At 61.7% G+C, this 19,733-nt stretch carries 13 protein-coding genes; 7 read left to right on the forward strand and 6 right to left on the reverse strand.

Annotated features, from left to right (window positions below):
* Positions 1 to 59 precede the first annotated feature (59 nt).
* Both AC07N4_RS17840 and AC07N4_RS17845 read left to right on the forward strand, forming a co-directional pair.
* The gene (locus AC07N4_RS17840) at positions 60 to 3,017 is read left to right on the forward strand and encodes an autotransporter outer membrane beta-barrel domain-containing protein (RefSeq protein ID WP_493065590.1); all 2,958 of its coding nucleotides are present in this window, start codon (positions 60 to 62) and stop codon (positions 3,015 to 3,017) included.
* Positions 3,018 to 3,612: 595 nt separating this feature from the next.
* Entirely contained in the window at positions 3,613 to 4,686 is a 1,074-nt protein-coding gene (locus AC07N4_RS17845; RefSeq protein WP_493065589.1) for an autotransporter outer membrane beta-barrel domain-containing protein, read from the forward strand.
* 104 nt (positions 4,687 to 4,790) lie between these two features.
* On the opposite strand, the gene oadA is transcribed toward AC07N4_RS17845, so the two are convergent.
* Together oadA and AC07N4_RS17855 are read right to left on the reverse strand one after the other, a co-directional pair.
* Positions 4,791 to 6,599, reverse strand: coding sequence for a sodium-extruding oxaloacetate decarboxylase subunit alpha (gene oadA, locus AC07N4_RS17850; protein WP_096817122.1), 1,809 nt, complete (start codon positions 6,597 to 6,599; stop codon positions 4,791 to 4,793).
* Positions 6,600 to 6,610: 11 nt separating this feature from the next.
* Complete coding sequence (locus tag AC07N4_RS17855) at positions 6,611 to 8,026, reverse strand: acetyl-CoA carboxylase biotin carboxylase subunit (RefSeq protein ID WP_096817120.1); 1,416 nt, start codon at positions 8,024 to 8,026, stop codon at positions 6,611 to 6,613.
* A gap of 191 nt (positions 8,027 to 8,217) precedes the next feature.
* Here AC07N4_RS17855 and AC07N4_RS17860 point away from each other — a divergent pair, with 191 nt between their 5' ends.
* Positions 8,218 to 9,180 (forward strand): LysR family transcriptional regulator, encoded by a 963-nt coding sequence (locus AC07N4_RS17860; RefSeq protein ID WP_096817118.1) that lies wholly within the window; start codon positions 8,218 to 8,220, stop codon positions 9,178 to 9,180.
* Here AC07N4_RS17860 and AC07N4_RS17865 read toward each other — a convergent pair.
* The 3 genes from AC07N4_RS17865 to AC07N4_RS17875 all read right to left on the reverse strand — a co-directional run bounded on the left by AC07N4_RS17865 (position 9,122) and on the right by AC07N4_RS17875 (position 13,327).
* Positions 9,122 to 9,328, reverse strand: a complete 207-nt coding sequence (locus tag AC07N4_RS17865; protein ID WP_096817116.1) for a PA3496 family putative envelope integrity protein — start codon at positions 9,326 to 9,328, stop codon at positions 9,122 to 9,124. The genes AC07N4_RS17860 and AC07N4_RS17865 overlap by 59 nt on opposite strands.
* A gap of 108 nt (positions 9,329 to 9,436) precedes the next feature.
* On the reverse strand, positions 9,437 to 10,303 hold the full coding sequence (gene hexR / locus AC07N4_RS17870) for a transcriptional regulator HexR (protein ID WP_007954250.1): 867 nt from the start codon (positions 10,301 to 10,303) through the stop codon (positions 9,437 to 9,439).
* Positions 10,304 to 10,453: 150 nt separating this feature from the next.
* On the reverse strand, positions 10,454 to 13,327 hold the full coding sequence (locus AC07N4_RS17875) for a putative bifunctional diguanylate cyclase/phosphodiesterase (RefSeq protein WP_493065588.1): 2,874 nt from the start codon (positions 13,325 to 13,327) through the stop codon (positions 10,454 to 10,456).
* A 259-nt stretch (positions 13,328 to 13,586) separates the two neighbouring features.
* On the opposite strand from AC07N4_RS17875, the gene uvrD reads away from it, so the two are divergent.
* The 4 genes from uvrD (at position 13,587) to AC07N4_RS17895 (ending at position 17,888) form a co-directional block, all read left to right on the forward strand.
* Positions 13,587 to 15,770: a DNA helicase II gene (gene uvrD, locus AC07N4_RS17880; protein WP_102620645.1), complete on the forward strand. Its 2,184-nt coding sequence runs from the start codon at positions 13,587 to 13,589 to the stop codon at positions 15,768 to 15,770.
* Between the two features lie 80 nt (positions 15,771 to 15,850).
* Entirely contained in the window at positions 15,851 to 16,291 is a 441-nt protein-coding gene (locus AC07N4_RS17885) for an EamA family transporter (protein ID WP_016984014.1), read from the forward strand.
* 175 nt (positions 16,292 to 16,466) lie between these two features.
* Positions 16,467 to 17,342, forward strand: a complete 876-nt coding sequence (locus tag AC07N4_RS17890) for a Tim44 domain-containing protein (protein ID WP_102620644.1) — start codon at positions 16,467 to 16,469, stop codon at positions 17,340 to 17,342.
* A 138-nt stretch (positions 17,343 to 17,480) separates the two neighbouring features.
* Positions 17,481 to 17,888, forward strand: coding sequence for an SMI1/KNR4 family protein (locus AC07N4_RS17895; RefSeq protein ID WP_007995855.1), 408 nt, complete (start codon positions 17,481 to 17,483; stop codon positions 17,886 to 17,888).
* Between the two features lie 22 nt (positions 17,889 to 17,910).
* Here AC07N4_RS17895 and AC07N4_RS17900 read toward each other — a convergent pair whose 3' ends face one another.
* A complete protein-coding gene (locus tag AC07N4_RS17900) occupies positions 17,911 to 19,674 on the reverse strand; it encodes a cation:proton antiporter (protein WP_085708788.1) in 1,764 nt (587 codons plus the stop codon).
* Between the last annotated feature and the right edge of the window lie 59 nt (positions 19,675 to 19,733).

Genomic DNA, 19,733 nt, shown 5'->3' on the forward strand with positions numbered 1-19,733 from the left:
TGTAAACCCCCTCCGCTATACAGAACGCCCTCGCTAATAACTAAAAGGACGTTCTCCCCATGCCGCTCCCGCCTCAGCGCCTGTCGCTTGCCACCGCCCTGTTGATCGCCACCGGCGCCGCCCACGGCAAGACCGTGCAAATCGACACCGCCACCACCGCGTCGCAGACATTGGGCGGCAACGACACCCTGACGATTTCGGCGCCGGGCAGCATTACCAACAGCGGCAAGGCCGTGAGTCTCAAGGATGGCACCAGCGGTGTCGGCGTGATCATCGATAACGCCGGCAAGATCATTTCCAGCGGTGGCCGGGCGATTGATAGCAGCGGCGATTTGACCCAGGCGCGCAACTACGCGATCTACAACCGCAGCGGCGGACAGATTCTCGGTTCCAATGACGCGATTCGCATCGACAGCAACTTCGTCAGCGGCAGCCTGTTGATCGACAACAGCGGCACCATTCGCTCGACCACCGGCCAGGGCCTGGATCTGGATGCGTTGCGCAGCAACGGGGTGAAAACCACCATCATCAACCGCGCAGGCGGGCTGATTCGCGGCGACGCCAGCGACGGCATGAAGACCGGCGCCAACGCGACCATCAGCAACTATGGCGAGATCTCGACCGGTGACTCGCACAACGCCGACCAGAAGTTCGACGGCATCGATATCGACACCGCGACCGGTGTCAGCGTGACCAACTACGGCGTGATTTCCGGCGGCCGACATGGCATCACCACCGACCTCGGGGCGACGCTGGTCAACTACGGGCAGATCACCGGGCGCAATGGTTCCGGTTTCGGTTCCGACGGCGACGGCACGGTGATCAACCACGGCACCATCACTGGTGCGTATTCCGGGTTGCAGCCCAACGGCGACGGTGACGGCGTGGACATCGACAAGATCGCCCACATCGAAAACTACGGCACCATTCAAGGCGTTGGCGCCGGCGGTGTGGACAAGGGCGGTTTCGCCAACGGCAGTGAAGGCATCGCGCTGGGCGGCGGTTACATTCTCAACGCCAAGAGTGCCCTGATCAGCGGTGCCAACAGCGCCATTCTGGTGGACGACGGCAGCGGCGGTTCGGGACTGGCGGCCACCACGCTGGAAAACTACGGCACCATTCAAGGGCTCGACGGTTTCGGCGTGAAGTTCGTCGGTGAGTTCGCCGACAACGTGATCAACGGCGGCACGATCACCGGCAGCAACGGCTTGGCGCTGGACCTGGGCGGTGGCAACGACAGCCTGACCTTGCGCAACGGCAGTCGTTTTGTCGGCGTGGTCGATGGCGGCACCGGTTACGACCGGGTAGTGATGGACGACGCGGCGGGCGGCAGCTTCGGTGCCAGCCGCAATTTCGAATGGCTGGAGGTCAAACAAGGCGCCTGGACCCTCACCGGCAGCGGCGATTTCAGCGACGGCGGTGCCGTGCGCAACGGCGCCACCCTGATCAACCAGGGCGACATCGCCGGCAACCTGACCGTTGACGCCGGCGGTGTGTATGCCGGCGGTGGTTCTGTGGGCAACCTCAACCTGAATGGCACGTTGCGCACTGACACCCGCTTTGGCACTGCAACCGTCGTGCACGACTTGAACATGGGCAGCGCATCCACCCTCGCCTACGGCGTCAACGCCGATGGCAGCAGCGCGCCGGTCCAGGTCGGCGGCACGGCCAACCTCAATGGCGCGACGCTGGCAGTCAATCCCGGCAGCGGCACGTATCCGTGGCAGAGCCATTACACGGTGCTGCAGGCTGCGCGGGTCAACGGTACGTTTGGCGCGGTCACCAGCGACTACGCGTTCCTCACGCCAACCCTCGCCTACACGCCGACTCAGGTCGACCTGACCTACACCCGCAACGACGTGGCGTTCAATGAATTCGCCGCCACCGGTAACGGCAGCAACGCGGCCAACAGCCTGGCCTCGATGGGCAAGAACAATGCGCTGTACAACGCCTTGCTCAACACCACTCAAAGCAGTGCAGGCGCAGCCATCGAGCAACTGGCCGGCGCCAGCAACGCCAACCTGACCAGCGCCACCCTCGGCGCCAGCAGCCAGGTCGGCAGCAGCATGCTCTCGGCGATGCAACAGATGGGCGGCAGTCCCGGCTTGATGGTCGGCCTCGATCAGCGCGACACACCGATCCTCGCCGCCAACGGCGTACCGGCCGCAGCCCGAAACCTGAATGATCCCAATGCTCAGGGCCGGCTCTGGCTGCAAGCCATCGGCGGCTACGGCAAGCTCGATGGCGAACATGGCAATGGCAGTCTAGAACAACGTACCAAGGGCAGCGTACTCGGTGCCGACTGGGCGCTGAATCCGCAATGGCGACTGGGCGTGCTCGGTGGTTATTCGAAGACCGATCTGGACGCCACCGGCGTCGATGGCAATGTCGAAAGCTGGCACGCCGGGGTCTATGCCCAGCATCAAAACGGCCCGATAGCCTTGCGTCTGGGCGCGGCCTACAGCGGTCATCAGGGCGAGAGCAAACGCACGGTCGCGTTCAACGGTTTCAGCGACCGCCCCAAAGGCGATTACGACGCCAACAGCCAGCAAGCCTTCGCCGAACTCGGCTACGCCATGGGCAGCGGGCGGCTCAGCGCCGAACCGTTCGCCAGCCTCGGCTACCAGCGCTATCACCGCGACCGCTATCAGGAAAAGGGTGGCGCGGCGGCGTTACAAGTCGACAGTCAGACCCAGGACAACTTCAGCAGCACCGTCGGCCTGCGCCTGGCGCACCTGAACTCGCTCGAAAACGGTATGAGCCTGACCCCGCGCATGGCGGCAGGCTGGAAACACACGTATGGCGATGTCAGCAGCTCGACCCGTCAGGCGTTCGTCGTCGGTGGCACCGCGTTCAGCGTCGATGGCAGCTCGCTGGATCGTGACAGCCTGGTCCTCGAAGCGGGACTGGATCTGGGCGTTTCGGCGCGGCATACGCTGGGGTTTGGTTACAGCGGCGAGATTGGTAGCAACAGTCGCAATCACGGGCTGATCGGGCAGTGGCAGATGAGTTTCTGAGGTTTCGCCAATCGATACTTCAGCGGGGGTTGTAGGCAAAGGCATCTGGTCGATCGGGTAAACAAGGGCAGGCTCATCACTCGCCACCGACCGGGCTACAAAAGCAGACGTCATCCCCTGCGCCCGGCTCGGAATCGCCCGGCATCGGTGTACCGGCCTCGACTTTTACAGTTTGGCCTCATCCTTCATGAGGCCAAACTGAATGCCCATTCAATGCAAATACAAGCTCCAACATCTTGTCCTGGCGGTTGCGCTGGCTATCGGTTGCGTAGAATTTTCACTGGCGGAGCAATCAGAACCCGACGCGCACGTCGATATCGAGGTGAAGGTCAAAAAGCCGCGCAAGAAGAAGGAAATACCTGCTCCACTCAGTCTCGCCGAAGAAATACCGCGTGAAGAAAGGATCGTTCCGACACCCGAAACAAACCCCGTCAGCACTGAGGTTCCGGCAGTACCCGCTCGTACATCCGATGACATTCAACCCAAGAAAGTCGCCACAACAGAGAGCGGCAGCGCGCTCGAAAAAAGCATCGAAAAACCAGCGCCCTCATCGGAACCGGTTCTGGCCGAAACGCCCGCAACTCAACAAACCCAAGTGGTTGACCAGCCACCGTCATCGGATTCCCCTCCACCTCCAGGCAATGCAGCCATCGCAGCCCTGCAAGCTACCGACGAGGCCACAGCCGCCCTCGCCTACGATCAACTCGCTGGCGGCAGCAACGCCAACCTCGCCAAGGCAACCCTGAGCAGCGTCACGCCGGTCAGCGCCAGCCTGCTGTCGGCCATGCACCCACTCGACAACATCCACGATACCCAAGGAAACGCACCTCGCCATGCAGCCGGAAGTGCCGACAGCGGCAGGGTCTGGCTGCAAGCCCTCGGACACGGCGGGAAGCTGGATCGCGATGAGGAACCCATGCAGCACGCCACCAAGGGACTGCTACTCGGTGCGGACTGGCGCCTCGATGAAGCATGGCGCCTGGGATTGATGGGCGGCACCTCCGACACGCGCATCGACAGCAAAGAGCTGGACGGCGATCTCGACAGTTGGCACCTGGGCGCTTATGCCTTGCGCCAGACCGGTCCGTCGTCACTTCGGCTCGGTGCAATCTGGAGCAGCCATGAAGGCAGCACCCGTCGCGAAGTCGCGTTCGGTCGCTTCCATGACCGGCTCAAGGGCAGCTACCACGCCAGCACCCAGCAAGCGTTCATCGAGTCGGGATACAACCTGGGCCGGGCCAACGTCAGCATCGAGCCGTTTGCCGGCCTCGGCTACCAACGCTACCAGCGTGACGGCTACACCGAGAAAGGTGGGGCTGCGGCGCTCAAGGTTCACGCCCAATCCCAAGGCAACTTCAACACCACTGTCGGCCTGCGCATGGCGAAAGTCAGCACGCTGGATAACGGCATGCGCCTCACGCCACGATTCAGCACGGGGTGGAAACACGTTTACGGCGAAACCTACACCAGCACCCGCCAACGGCTGGCCACCGGCGGCCATGACTACACCGTTTACGGCGCCGAGCTGGATCGCAACAGTCTGCAGCTCGACACCGGGCTGGACCTGGCGATCACTAACAGCCACACATTGGGTGTCGGTCTGACCGGAGAAATCGGCACCGACAGTCACAACCATGGCGTATCGGGCCAGTGGCGAATGGCGTTCTGAGCCCCGGTCGGGCGCTGCCGCTCACTGCGGCAGTGCCTGAAAGGCAAAAAAAAGGGGAGCACATGCCCCCCCGAGGTTTAAAGCGTTGTATCGAGGCTGTTATCTCAGCCTTCGATCTCGATCAGGATTTCACCCGGGTTCACCCGGTCGCCCTTGGCAACATGAATGGCAGTGACCTTGCCGGCAATCGCGGCCTGGACTTCGGTTTCCATCTTCATCGCTTCGGTGATCAGCACAGCCTGGCCCGCCTTGACGGTGTCGCCTTCCTTGACCAGCACATCGACGATGTTGCCCGGCATGGTGGTGCTGACGTGGCCTGGTGCCGAGGCCTGCTTGCGCTTGCTGCTGCCGCCACCGACGAATTCGTTGAGCGGCTCGAACACCACTTCTTCCGGCATGCCGTCGATGGACAGGTAGAAGTGACGCTTGCCTTCGGCCTTGACGCCGACACCGGTGATGTCCACGCGGTAGGTTTCGCCGTGGACGTCGATGACGAACTCGGTTGGCACGCCTTCGCCGCCGGCCGAAGCCACCTTGCCTGCTTCCGGGATCGGCAGCAGCACTTCCGGGGTGAGGGTGCCGGCGGCACGCTCTTCGAGGAATTTGCGGCCGATGTCCGGGAACATGGCGAAGGTCAGCACGTCTTCTTCGGACTTGGCCAGTGCGCCGATATCGGCACGCAGCTTGGTCATTTCCGGCTTGAGCAGATCGGCCGGACGTACATCGATCACTTCTTCGCTGCCGATGGCCTGACGACGCAGCTTCTCGTTCACGGTGCCCGGCGCCTTGCCGTAGCCGCCTTGCAGGTAGAGCTTCACCTCGTTGGTGATGGTCTTGTAACGCTCACCGGCCAGCACGTTGAAGAACGCCTGGGTGCCGACGATCTGCGAAGTCGGGGTCACCAGCGGCGGGAAGCCGAGGTCTTCGCGCACGCGCGGGATCTCTGCCAGCACTTCGTTCATGCGGTTCAGCGCGCCCTGCTCTTTCAACTGGTTGGCCAGGTTGGAAATCATCCCGCCCGGTACCTGGTTGACTTGAACACGGGTGTCGACGGCGGTGAATTCGCTTTCGAACTGGTGGTACTTCTTGCGCACGGCGTAGAAGTACAGGCCGATTTCCTGCAGCAGTTCCAGGTTCAGACCGGTGTCGAACTCACTGCCCTTGAGGGCTGCGACCATCGATTCGGTACCCGGGTGGCTGGTGCCCCAGGCGAAGCTGGAGATCGCGGTGTCGATGTGGTCGGCACCGTTTTCGATGGCCTTCAACTGGCACATCGCGGCCAGACCGGCGGTGTCGTGGGAGTGGATGAACACCGGCAGCGATTGCTCGGCCTTGAGGGCTTTGACCAGTTCACCGGTGGCGTACGGGGTCAGCAAACCGGCCATGTCCTTGATCGCCACCGAGTCGCAACCCATGGCTTCCATTTGCTTGGCCTGGGCGACGAACGCGTCGATGGTGTGCACCGGGCTGGTGGTGTAGGCGATGGTGCCCTGGGCGTGTTTGCCGGCAGCCTTCACCGCTTCGATGGCCACGCGCAGGTTACGCACGTCGTTCATCGCGTCGAAGATGCGGAACACGTCGATACCGTTGACTGCGGCCTTGGCGACGAACGCCTTGACCACGTCATCGCTGTAATGGCGATAGCCCAGCAGGTTCTGGCCGCGCAGGAGCATTTGCAGACGGGTGTTGGGCAGCGCGGCGCGCAGTTGGCGCAGGCGCTCCCACGGGTCTTCTTTCAGGAATCGTACGCAGGCGTCGAAGGTCGCGCCGCCCCAGACTTCCAGCGACCAGTAGCCGACCTTGTCCAGCTTGTCGCAGATCGGCAGCATGTCTTCGGTGCGCATGCGGGTGGCGAGCAGCGATTGATGGGCGTCGCGCAGGATGGTGTCGGTTACGAAAATCTTTTTAGTCATTGTTCTATTCCTCACAGGCCTGCGTGGGCGGCGATGGCGGCGGCGATGGCCAGGGCCAGCTCTTCGGGTTTGCGCTTGATCGAGTAGTTGGTCAGTTCAGGATGACTTTCAACGAAGCTGGTATTGAACTGGCCGCTACGGAATTCCGGGTTGCGCAGGATTTCCTGGTAGTACGCGGCGGTGGTCTTCACGCCTTGCAGACGCATGTCGTCGAGGGCGCGCAGACCACGGTCCATCGCCTCTTCCCAGGTCAGTGCCCACACAACCAGTTTCAGGCACATCGAGTCGTAGAACGGCGGAATGGTGTAGCCGGTGTAGATCGCCGTGTCGGTGCGAACGCCCGGGCCGCCGGGGGCGTAGTAGCGAGTGATCTTGCCGAAGCTCGGCAGGAAGTTGTTCTTCGGATCTTCAGCGTTGATCCGGAATTGCAGGGCAAAACCGCGATGCTGGATGTCTTCCTGTTTCACCGACAGCGGCAGGCCGGAGGCGATGCGGATCTGTTCGCGAACGATGTCGATCCCGGTGATTTCTTCGGTGATGGTGTGTTCCACCTGCACCCGGGTGTTCATCTCCATGAAGTACACCTCGCCCTCGGCGAGCAGGAACTCCACGGTGCCGGCGTTCTCGTAACCCACGGCCTTGGCCGCGCGCACCGACAGGTCGCCGATGTAGGCGCGCTGTTCCGGGGTCAGTTGCGGGCTCGGGGCGATTTCGATCAGCTTCTGGTTGCGGCGCTGAATCGAGCAGTCGCGCTCGAACAGGTGCACCACGTTGCCGAAGCTGTCACCGAGGATCTGCGCTTCGATGTGTTTCGGATTGACGATGCATTTTTCCAGGAACACTTCTGCCGAACCGAAGGCCTTGGTGGCTTCGGAAATGACCCGGGGGAAATTCTGTTCGAGTTCTTCGCGGCTGTTGCAGCGACGGATACCGCGACCGCCACCACCGGAGGTGGCCTTGAGCATCACCGGGTAACCAATGCGATCACCTTCGGTCAGCGCCTCTTCAATGCCCGAGACGTTGCCTTCGGTGCCCGGCGTCACCGGTACGCCAGCCTTGATCATGCTGCGGCGTGCTTCGGTCTTGTCGCCCATGCGGCGGATGACTTCCGCCGACGGGCCGATGAATTTGATACCGCGTTCGGCGCAGATGTCTGCCAGCTCGGCGTTCTCCGAAAGGAAACCGTAGCCGGGGTGCAACGCATCGCAGCCGGTTTCCACGGCCAGGTTCACCAGCTTGCGCGGGTTCAGGTAACCGGCCAGCGGCTCGGCACCAATGCTGTGGGCCTCGTCCGCACGCTTCACATGCAAGGCATGCCGGTCGGCGTCGGAAAAAATCGCAACCGAGCGAATGCCCATCTCGGCGCAGGCACGCACGATTCGTACGGCAATCTCACCACGGTTGGCGATCAGGATCTTTGTTATCACTTGGAGGTTCCCTTGAGCCGGTGGTACCCACGACCTGCTAGACCCAGGTCGACGCGTGACCAAATGTTTCAATCTGGTCGCGCCTTCACACTAGCGCTCACAAGGGATTAACAAAAATGAATAAAAATTGGGTCAGGCATAAGTAAAGACTTATAGTCATTGCACCAGCCAGCGGCCAGAGCCTGTAGAAAATGCGTAAGTCCTTGATGCGTATGACATTGCGTCAATTGCAGATCTTCAACGAAGTGTGTGATTTGCGCTCCTACAGCCGCGCAGCCGAGGAAATGTCTCTCACACAACCGGCCGTCAGCCTACAGATTCGTCAGCTCGAAGAGCTGATCGGGCAGCCGCTGTTCGATTACGTCGGCAAAAAACTCTACATGACCGAGGCGGCAGAAGCACTCCAGCGCGCCAGCCGCGACATCTTCGGCCGCCTGGAAAACCTCGACATGCAGCTGTCGGACATGCAGGGCTCGCTACAGGGCCAGTTGAAACTGGCGGTGGAATCCAGCGCCAAATACTTCGTGCCGCACTTGTTTGCAGCCTTCAAGCGCCAGCATCCGGAAGTGAACCTGCAACTGACGGTGGTCAACCGCGGCCAGGTGATTCGCCGGCTCTCCGACAACCGCGACGACCTGGTGATCATGTCGATGGTGCCGCAGGACATGGGCCTGGAATTCCTCCCCTTCCTCAATAACCCGATCGTGGCGGCCGCGCGACCGGACCATCCGCTGGCACACATGGGGCCGCTGCGTTTGCAGGATCTGGAGCCCTACACTCTGCTGATTCGCGAACCCGGCTCGGGAACGCGACTGGCTTGCGAGGAGTACTTCAAGGAGAAGCGCGTGCACTTCACCCAGACCCAGGAAGTGGCGTCGGCGGAAGCTCAGCGTGAGTGCGTATTGGCGGGTCTGGGCCTGGCACTGTTGACGCGCCACGCCCTGAACCTGGAGCTGGCGACCGGCGGCCTGGTGGAGCTGCCGGTCGAAGAGTTGCCGCTGTTGCGCAGCTGGTGCCTGGTGCAAGCCAAAGCCAAACGGTTGTCACCGGTGGCCCACGCCTTCCTGGCGTTTATCCGCAGCGAACGGGTGCAGATCAGCGCGCTGGTTGAGCGCTTCGACGGGAAGCTGAAGGCGCTGCCTGCCAGTGATTGATGTCCTCGGGAAAATCGCCGATTTCGGCCTGAAGCTGACGGAGTTCGAAGCGATCTTCGATAGCGCGGCGAAATTCCATGCGGCGCTGGTCTTCCTGCTGACGACGGGTTTTCGCGGCGCTGTTGCGTTCTTCGTAAGGCTGAGCCATTTCGAGTCTCCCAAGGCGATTACGGGAGTTTCACGATAGGCGCGAGGGATGACGGTTTGGCTGCGTCGGGGTTACAGGCAGATGAAGATTACCTTCACCCCATGACCATCAGTCATCCAGCGCTTTCACCGATTTTGGCGACAGCCGCAAGCTGCGCAGACTGCGTTTGACGCTCTTGAGGTGGTTGACCAGGCTCGGCCCGCGCGCCATGGCCACGCCCATCGCCAACACGTCGATCACCACCAGGTGGGCGATACGCGAGGTCAGCGGCGTATAGATTTCGGTGTCTTCATGAACATCGATTGCCAGGTTGACGGTCGACAGCTCGGCCAGCGGCGTCTGGCTCGGGCACAAGGTGATCAGCGATGCACCGCTCTCGCGCACGAGGTTGGCGGTGATCAGCAGGTCCTTGGAACGGCCGGACTGGGAAATGCAGATCGCCACGTCGGTCGGCTTCAGCGTCACCGCCGACATCGCCTGCATGTGAGGGTCGGAATACGCCGCCGCAGTCAGCAGCAGACGGAAGAACTTGTGCTGCGCATCCGCCGCCACCGCGCCTGACGCACCAAAACCATAGAATTCGACCCGCTGCGCCTGGGACATCAGCGTCACCGCTCGCTGCAATTCCAGCGGATCGAGCTTCTCGCGAACCTCCATCAGCGTGTGCAACGTGGTGTCGAAAATCTTCAGGCTGTAGTCGGCGACGGAGTCGTCTTCATGGATCGCGAACTGACCGAAACTGGCACCGGCCGCAAGGCTTTGCGCGAGTTTGAGTTTCAGGTCCTGAAAACCGGAGCAACCGATGGCGCGACAGAAGCGCACGATGGTCGGCTCGCTGATGCCGACGCTGTGGGCCAGGTCGGCCATGGAACTGTGCATCACTGCCGCAGGGTCAAGCAGCACGTGGTCGGCGACCTTGAGCTCCGACTTGCGTAACAGGTGACGTGACTGGGCGATGTGTTGCAGCAGATTCAAGGGGCTGGACTCTTGTTATGGAAAGATGTGCTTTGGCCAGATGCCAAGGATGTAGCAAGCTTGTAGTTATACTACATGAATCCGCATTTTGCCTGCTCAATGCGTAACTGGATCGCCCCGGATCAGGCGACATGCGCTGCATGTAGCCCTTTACCGGGGATTTTCCTGCTGGCGCAACAACCCGGCCAGACCGGCAGCCTCCACCGGACGGCTGATCAGATACCCCTGCACCTCGTCGCAGCCTTCGGCCTTCAAGAACTCAAGCTGCTCCGGCCGCTCGACGCCTTCGGCCACCACTTTCAAAGACAAACCATGGGCCATGGCGATAATCGCGCGGGTGATCGCCGCGTCCTCGCTGCCCTCGCCCAACCCACGGATAAAGGCCTGATCGATCTTCACGTAATCCACCGGAATCCGCTTCAGATAGCTCAGCGATGAATAGCCGGTGCCGAAATCGTCGATCGCCAGCTTCACGCCCAGATCCCGCAGCTGCTGGAACGTGGCGATGATGTGTTCGACGCTGTCGAGCAACTGGCTTTCGGTCAGTTCCAGTTCGAGGTAGTGCGGCGCCAGGCCGGTTTCCTCCAGCACTTGTCGCACCAGGCTGACCAGTTTCCCCTGACGCAGCTGATGCACCGACAGGTTCACTGAAACCCGGATCGGTGCCAGCCCCTGACGCTGCCATTCGCAAGCCTGCCAACAGGCCTGGCGCAGTACGAACTCGCCAATCGGACCAATCAACCCAGTCTCTTCAGCCAGACCGATAAAGTCCCCCGGCGGCACCCGGCCCATGGTCGGGTGATCCCAGCGCACCAGCGCTTCGGCCGCATTGAGACGGCCAGTCGCCAGACACAGTTTCGGCTGGTAGAACACGTTCAGTTGCTGGTCTTCGATGGCTTTGCGCAGCTGGTTTTCCAGCTGCAAACGCTCCAGCGTGCTGGCTTGCAGGCTGTCGGTGTAGAACTGGAAGTTGTTGCCGCCCAGATGCTTGGCATGTTGCATGGCCATATTCGACTGGCTGACCAGCGCGGAAATCTCCCGGGCGTTGTCCGGCAACATACTGATGCCCATCGAGGCGCTGATCACCAGTTCATGCCCCTCTACCGTCAGTGGCAGGCGCAGTTTGGCCGACAGCCGCGTGGCGACCCGCGCCAGGCTCGACAGGTTGCCATAGGCATCGAACAGCACCGCGAACTCGTCGCCGGACAACCGGGCAATCGTGTCGGCTTCCGGCAAGGCACTGACCAGACGCCGCGACATCCTTTGCAGCAACTGGTCGGCAATCTCGTGGCCAAGGCTGTCGTTGAGCAGCTTGAATCGATCCAGATTAATGTGCAGCAGCGCCAGACTCCGCCGCCCGCCCTGCCGCACGCGCTGATGGGCTTCGTGCAGGCGTTCGCGGAACAGCGAGCGGTTGGCCAGGCCGGTGAGTTCGTCGTAGTGGGTCAGGTAGCGCATGCGCTCTTCGGATTCGCGGCGCGCCGACAGATCGGCGAAGAAGCCAACGATATGACTCACATTTCCCCGACTATCGCGCACCGCATTCAGTTGCAGCCACTGCGGGTACAACTCGCCGTTCTTGCGGGTCTCCACCAGTTCGCCCTGCCAGCTGCCGTGCTGCTCCAGCGCATGACGGATGGCGACATAGTGTCGGCGGGCATCACGACTGCATGGCAGTTCAACGACGTTGCGCCCGAGCATGTCGTCGATGTCGTAACCGGTGACCCGGCTGAAGGCCTGATTGATGGCGATCAGCGAATAATTCGGGTCGAGGATCACAATGCCTTCGCTGGCGGCCTCGAATACCGTGGCCGCCAATTGCTGTTGGGCTTCCAGGCTTTTGCTGACACTGATGTCGCGTCGGGTGCCGACCATGCGGATCACCCGTCCGCTGTCGTCGCGCTCCACCGCACGCCCCCGGTCTTCGATCCAGACCCAGTGGCCGTCGCCATGGCGCACGCGGTACTCGATCTGATAATCCTCGGTGCGCCCCTTCAAATGCTCAATCAGCGCTCGCTTGAGGGCCGGCACATCTTCCGGGTGCAAGCGTGGCCGCAGATGCCTCAGCAGCCCGGTGACGTATTCCGGGTCAATGCCGAACAGCTCCTGAATCTGCGTGTGGTGAACTTCGTCGGTCTGCAGATTCCAGTCCCACAGCCCCAACTCACTGGCCTTCAACGCCAGCGCCAGGCGTGCTTCGCTTTTGCTCAGGGCCTGATTGGCGGCGTCCAGCTCACGGCTGCGTTGGGCCACACGATCTTCCAGTTCGACCTGGGCTTCGCGCAATTTGCCCTCGGCGCAGCGGCGGTGTTCGATTTCTTTCGCCAACTCCTGATTGAGCTGTTCACTGCGCGATTGCGCCTGTTGCAGATGCTCGATCAGGTGCTGATTCTGGAAGCGACGCAGCAAGCCACGGTCGATCAGCCGATTGACCTGCCACGCCACCACGCTCAGGGAGCCGAGCAAAATCAGCCCGAGCCAGCCCCAGCCACGCGCCTGTTCGTCACCGCCCCAGAACAGATAGCCGATGGCCGGCAGCAGGCACGGCAAGGTAAAGGAAAGAAAGGCCGGGATGCTCACGGCGTAGGCCACGCTGGCCGACAAGGTCGCGGCGCCGATCAGGCCGAACACCCAGGCTTGCTGCATGAAGTTGTCGGCCGGGACCAGGGCGATGCCGGCGCCGGCCAGGGTCAGGCCGGTCATGGTCGAACCGAGCAGGAACATCCGCCCCCAGATCGGCTGGGCCTGGCGATCGGGAATCGCCGAATCGAAGGCCGCGACCTGAATCACCCGCAGTGCCACCAGCGACAGCAGCCACACCATCCAGACGCTGACCACAAAGTAACGCTGCGGGCTCCAGAGCAGACCGGCGCAGACCAGACCATTGATCAACATGAACAGGGTGGGCAACAGCGAACCCTGATAAAGAAGGCGCGTGCGCTCGACCGCCATCTGGGTGGCGTAATGCTTGCGGATCACCCGGGGTTCCACAGAGGGGCCCGACAGGTCGAAGCTGAGGGTCATAGGCAACGTTCTTGTTCTTATAAGTGTGAGCATGCGCCCGGAAACGTGGACGGAGCATACACAAGCCCAACCACTTGCCAAACTGCTCCAGATCATAATTTCGCCGAAACTTTTCGGCCTCCCGACACCCGCGAAAGCCCCGAAGCGAGGCGGGCCAACGCCTGTAGCCGGTGACCGACCAGTCGTCATTGGCAGCACTTTCATCGGCTAATGCAAAGCTCGGTTTGCCCGGGCCTGCGGCGCACCCTAGAATGCCCCGATGCGCGATGATCTCTCCCTTCTGCTGAACTCCCTCAACGATGCCCAACGCCAGGCCGTAGCGGCTCCCGTTGGTCGTCAATTGGTCCTGGCCGGTGCCGGCTCCGGCAAAACCCGAGTGCTGGTGCACCGTATCGCCTGGTTGATCCAGGTCGAAAACGCCTCGCCCCACTCGATCCTGTCGGTGACCTTCACCAACAAGGCCGCTGCCGAGATGCGTCACCGCATCGAGCAATTGCTGGGAATCAACCCGGCCGGCATGTGGGTCGGTACCTTCCACGGCCTGGCGCACCGCCTGCTGCGGGCGCACTGGCAGGAAGCCGGGCTGAGCCAGACCTTCCAGATCCTCGACAGCGATGACCAGCAACGACTGGTCAAACGGGTGATCCGTGAGCTGGGGCTGGACGAACAGCGCTGGCCGGCCCGTCAGGCCCAGTGGTTCATCAACGGGCAGAAAGACGAAGGTCTGCGTCCGCAACACATTCAGGCCAGCGGCGATCTGTACCTGGCCACCATGCGCGGCATCTATGAAGCCTACGAGGCTGCCTGCCTGCGCGCCGGCGTCATCGATTTCTCCGAACTACTGCTGCGCGCCCTCGACCTGTGGCGCGACCATCCGGGCCTGCTGGCGCATTACCAGAAGCGTTTCCGGCACATTCTGGTGGACGAGTTCCAGGATACCAACGCCGTGCAGTACGCCTGGTTGCGTCTGCTCGGCAAGGGCGGCGACAGCCTGATGGTGGTTGGCGACGACGACCAGTCGATCTACGGCTGGCGCGGCGCGAAAATCGAGAACATTCACCAGTATTCCTCCGACTTCCCGGACTCGGTGACCATCCGTCTGGAGCAGAACTACCGCTCCACCGCCGGCATCCTGAAAGCCGCCAACGCCTTGATCGCCAACAACACCGGGCGCCTGGGCAAAGAGCTGTGGACCGACGGCGGCGACGGCGAAGCGATCAACCTGTACGCCGCGTTCAACGAACACGATGAAGCACGCTACGTTGTCGAAACCATCGAAAGCGCGCTGAAAACCGGCCTGGCCCGCAGCGATATCGCGATTCTCTACCGCTCCAACGCCCAATCCCGCGTTCTGGAAGAAGCCTTGCTGCGCGAACGCATCCCGTACCGCATCTATGGCGGCCAGCGCTTCTTCGAGCGGGCGGAAATCAAGAACGCCATGGCCTACCTGCGTTTGCTGGAAGGTCGCGGCAACGATGCGGCGCTGGAACGGGTCATCAACGTCCCGGCCCGCGGCATCGGCGAAAAAACCGTCGAAGCGATTCGCGACCATGCCCGCCACAGCGATGTGTCGATGTGGGAAGCCATGCGCCAACTGGTGGCCAATAAAGGCCTGACCGGTCGTGCCGCCGGCGCCCTCGGCGCGTTTATCGAGCTGATCGAGAACCTCGCCGCCAAATGCGCCGAGATGCCGTTGCACCTGATGACTCAGACTGTCATCGAGCAATCCGGCCTGATCGCTTACCACGAAGCGGAAAAAGGCGAGAAAGGCCAGGCCCGGGTGGAAAACCTTGAGGAACTGGTCAGCGCCGCGCGCAACTTCGAGAACACCGAAGAAGACGAAGACCTGACGCCATTGGCGGCGTTCCTCGGCCACGCTTCGCTGGAGGCCGGCGACACCCAGGCCGACGAGCACGAAGACAGCATTCAGTTGATGACCCTGCACAGCGCCAAGGGCCTGGAATTCCCTTATGTGTTCCTGGTGGGCATGGAAGAAGGTCTGTTCCCGCACAAGATGAGCCTGGAAGAACCGGGACGTCTTGAAGAAGAACGGCGCCTGGCCTACGTCGGCATCACCCGGGCGATGCAGAACCTGGTGATGACCTACGCTGAAACCCGACGCCTGTACGGCAGCGAAACCTACAACAAGGTGTCGCGATTCGTACGGGAAGTACCGAAAGGCCTGATTCAGGAAGTGCGCTTGTCGAACAGCGTCAGCCGACCGTTCGGCGGCAACCAGTCGATGAGCGGCAGCAACTTGTTCAGCGGCGCCGAGATCCCGGAAACCGGTCTCAGCCTCGGCCAGGCCGTACGGCACTCGATCTTTGGCGACGGCGTGATCCTCAACTTCGAAGGCGCCGGCGCCCAGGCGCGGGTTCAGGTGAACTTCAGCGAAGGCAGCAAGTGGCTGATGCTGGGTTACGCGAAGCTGGAAGCGATCTAAAGTTGCTCATCGTTCCCACGTCGAGGCGTCTGCGTGGGAACGATCACACGGCAACGGTTCAATCCTGAAAGGTACGAAACATGGGCTCTGGCTTCTTTTCCTCCTGGACATTCTGGGCCCTGCTCTCGGCCACCTTCGCCGCACTGACGGCGATCTTCGCCAAGGTCGGCATCGAAAACGTCAACTCCGACTTCGCCACCCTCCTGCGCACCATCGTGGTACTCGTCAGTCTGGCCTTGATTTTGTACGCCACGGGCCAATATCAGTCCTTGGGATCGATCTCTGCCAAGAGCTATCTGTTCCTGCTGCTGTCGGGCCTGGGTACCGGGGCTTCGTGGCTGTGCTACTTCCGGGCATTGAAAGTCGGACCGGCCTCGCTGGTCGCCCCGGTGGACAAGCTCAGCGTGGTGCTCGTGGCGGTGCTCGGTGTGATCCTGCTGGGCGAGAAACTCGACCTGCGCCAATGGGGCGGCATCGGCCTGATCACGGCTGGCGTGGTGATGTTGGCGTTTCGACGCTGATCAATTTCCCACTGAACATACCTACTTTTCCTACAGACAAAAGTACATGGCCTTATTGCCTCGACCGAGCTGAACGTAACCTGTCAGGCAAAAGCCCGAAACACTCTCTCGCTAGCCAGTGACATTTCAGCTGTGCAACATGGCGCGCGTGTCTCCACAAACGGGAATTCCCTTTATGAAACGTTTTCTTAGCATCGCCATGGCGTTGTGCATCGGCCTGACGATGAGCCTCGACGCCAACGCCAAGCGCTTTGGTGGTGGCAAAAGCGCCGGCGCTGCGCCGACGCACCAGACCAGCCAGATGGCTCCTTCTTCTCCAAGCGTCGGCGGCGCGGCAGCGACCGCGGGCGCTGCCGGTGCCGCTGGCGCCGCCGCCAAGGCCGGTGGCGCTTCCAAATGGCTCGGCCCTCTGGCCGGCATCGCCGCCGGTGGCCTGCTCGCTTCCATGTTCATGGGCGGCGGCTTCCAGGGCATGCAGATCTTCGACATCCTGATCATGGCCGTGATCGCGTTCGTGATCTTCCGCTTCATCGCCGCTCGTCGCCGCAAGCAGCAGGAGCAGTTCGCTCCGGCCGGCGCGCCGATGCAGCGTGAAGTGTTCGAGCAGAAGCCGGCTGCCATGGGTTCGATCTTCGGTGGTTCGGCCGCTCCGGCTGCCGCCCGTCCGGTGATCAACGCACCGGCCTGGTTCAACGAGCAGCGCTTCCTCGAAGCCGCCCGCAGCCACTTCCAGGCGTTGCAGCAGCACTGGGACGCCAACGAAATGGACAAGATCGCCGAGTTCGTGACCCCGCAAATGCTCGACTTCCTCAAGCGTGAGCGTGCGGATCTGGGTGATGGCTTCCAGTCCACCTACATCGACAACCTTCAGGTTCAACTGGATGGCGTGGATGATCGTGCGGACAAGACCATCGCGACCCTGACCTTCACCGGTGTGTCGAAAACCTCGCGTTTCGACCAGGGCGAAGTGTTCAGCGAAAGCTGGAACATGGAACGTCCGCAGGGCGACAACCAGCCTTGGCTGGTCGCCGGTATCCGCCAGAACGGCTGATCACCTCCGACGTTTTACCCGCAGCAATAAAAACCCCGGCCTTGGCCGGGGTTTTCTATTTCGCGGTTGCATCTATAGCGAGCTACTGTATAAACCGGCCCATATAAACCGCGCCATTCAAGCAAGAGGATCCCGGACGTGGAAGAAATCATCGAACAACTGCGCGAAGCCAACGAACCCGTACCGGTTCCCCTGGAGTTGCCTGACGAAGACCAACTGGTGGAAGTCGAAGAAGAACTCTTCATCAACATTCCGTTTGTCTTCAAAGAGTTTCTGCTGACCGTCAGCGATGTGGTTTACGGCAGCCTGGAACCTGTGACCGTCACCGACCCGCAGTCCCACACCTACCTGCCGGATGTGGCGGCCAACGCCTGGGACGCCGGTGTGCCGCGCGACCTGATCCCGATCTGCCAGGACGGCGACAACTACTACTGCGTCGAAGAAGACGGCACCGTGGTGTTGTGGTCCGGCGAAGAAGAGCTGATCACCGAAGAGTCCTGGGAATCGGTCTGGCACTGGGCACGGGACGTCTGGCTGGAAAGCTGATCCCCCCAGCCGCCCCGCCGGATCAATGCCCCGACGATTCCTTGTGGTTGTCGAGGGTTTCCAGCAAGGCCACCTGCATCCGCGTGTGCACCCGGATGAACCAGCGCCAGAGTAGCGCCGCCACGGCGGCCGCAACCACGGCGACCAGCACCAGCAGCTTGTTGGTCGGCAAGATACTGGCCGACAAGGCTGCCAGCAGCAGGAAAATCACCAGCAGCGAGAGGATCGGGATCACTTCGGCGATCACCCGGCGCACTCGCTGTGTGTGACGCCCCGCCATCTCCGGCTTCACGCCCATCTCGGCCAGCAGCATCGACAGCGCCTTGAGCTTGCGATAGGCCGCGATCAGGAACGGCAGCGACAGCAGCAACGCCCCGCCCCAGATCAACGCCTTCTGCCAGCTCGGATCGCTGATCCAGTCCTGCAGCCACGTCGAGAGGCGCCCGGCAAAGAACGCGCCGGCAAAGAAGATCGCAATCACCAGCGCCAGATTGACCCCGACCTGCAACAGAATCCGCCGGATCATCGACGCCAGCATCGCGCCCTCGCCCTGCGGCTGAATGCTGCGCAGCCATTCGCCATACATCCCGAACACCCGCCCGAGACGCTGCGGCATGGCAGCAGACAGCTTGATCGACAGCGGATCGGCCGCGCGGATCAGGTACGGCGTCAGCAACGTAGTGATGACCGAGACCGCCACGGCGACCGGATAAAGAAAGTTGCTGGTCACCTGCAGCGTCATGCCCAGCGCGGCGATGATGAAGGAGAATTCGCCAATCTGCGAAAGGCCCATCCCGACCCGCAGTGAGGTGCGTCCGTCATTGCCGGCGATAAACGCACCGAGGCCGCAGGACAACATCTTGCCCAGCACTACGGCGACGGTGATCACCGCAATCGGCCACGCGTATTGCAGAAGGATCATCGGGTCGAGCATCAGGCCGATGGCGACAAAGAAGATCGCGCTGAACAGGTCGCGAACCGGTTCGATCAGGCGCTCGATCTTCAGCAATTGCCGCGACTCGGCCATGATCGCGCCGATCAGGAATGCGCCGAGCACCATGCTGTATTCAAGCTTGACCACCAGCAGGCAGAAGCCGAAGCACAGGCCGAGCACAGTGATCAGAAGCATCTCGTTGCTTTCGAACTTCGCCACATAGGCCAGCAATCGCGGGACCAGCAGAATACCGATGACCAGCGCGACGATCATGAACAGCGAGAGTTTGCCGACCGTGGAAAACACTTCACCGGAGCTGACCGTGCCGCTGACCGCGATGCTTGAAAGCAGCGCAATGATGCCGATGCCGAGAATGTCCTCGACGATCAGCACACCGAAGATCAACTGGGCGAAGCGCTCGTTCTTCATCTTCAGGTCGTTGAGCGCCTTGACGATGATGGTGGTCGAGGAAATCGCCAGGATCGCGCCGAGGAACAGCGAATCCATGGTGTTCCAGTCGAACCAGCGGCCGATTTCGTAGCCGATCCAGATCATCAGGATGATTTCCAGGAACGCCGCGATAAACGCCGTGGCGCCGACCTTGAACAGCTTGCGCAGGCTGAACTCGAGGCCAAGGCAGAACATCAGGAAAATCACTCCCAGCTCGGCGAGGGTCTTGATGGTTTCTTCGTCGTGGATCAGGCCGAACGGCGGCGTGTGCGGGCCGATGATGAAGCCGGCGACGATGTAGCCGAGCACTACCGGCTGTTTGAAACGGTGGAACAGCACGGTCACCACGCCTGCGACCAGCATGATCACTGCCAGATCCTGAATAAAGCTGATGGCATGCATGGCGTGGGCTCCTTGAATGACGATGCTCGCGGCAGGCGTCTGAAAACGTCTGGGCGAGC

This window comes from Pseudomonas sp. GW821-FHT09E04, from assembly GCF_059416185.1.